At 51.9% G+C, this 622-nt stretch carries 1 protein-coding gene; it reads left to right on the top strand.

The genetic code is table 11. The features are described 5' to 3' along the window. Positions 1–622, top strand: a 622-nt coding sequence (locus ABTU92_RS29635) for a hypothetical protein (RefSeq protein ID WP_408095122.1), incomplete at both ends; no start/stop codon positions are given.

Genomic DNA, 622 nt, shown 5'->3' on the forward strand with positions numbered 1-622 from the left:
ATTGGGCCGATTCCGGAGCCGACCCAAGCCGACTCTCCTTATGAGTTCATATCTCACGACACGCTCAGAATTTGGCTGTATGGTAGGGGTGAATATTTTGGATTCATTGAAGCGACCAAACCATCAGTATTTACCAGTGACGACGCCCGAGCCGCTGCGACTTATATCCCTGAACTGGTCAAGTACATCGCTGAAGAGAATTTTTCGTTTCGAATGCACATATTGTTGGAACCATTCGCCGCTCCGGGCGCGACCTTCGAGGAAGAGCCGTTCTTCGCCTCAGTCGTCGATAAAGTTCTTCTTGGATTTGGCGCAGACGGTTCAACCTTACGCATATACGAATCGGATCAGAATACCCTCAGAGTTAGGGCATCAGCGGGGCACAGTTCAGGGGTCGTAATCGAGCCTCGGAAACTTGGCGAACTGGTGAGCGGTAAGGTTTTCAACGAGGCACAGGATGCTTTTGCGGGCATCGTAATGCACAAGCCCGACCTCGACACCGGTGGAGTAGATATTTCTGATTCCGAGCGCAAGCTTTTCATAGATGCAGGCGTCACTTCGTTAGTGGTGGGCAAATTAGCCGCGCCCGGCTCAGAGGACAAAAGTGGAAGCTTCGGGACGT

It is taken from the genome of Rhodoplanes sp. SY1 (genome assembly GCF_046000175.1).
Lineage (GTDB): Bacteria > Pseudomonadota > Alphaproteobacteria > Rhizobiales > Xanthobacteraceae > Rhodoplanes.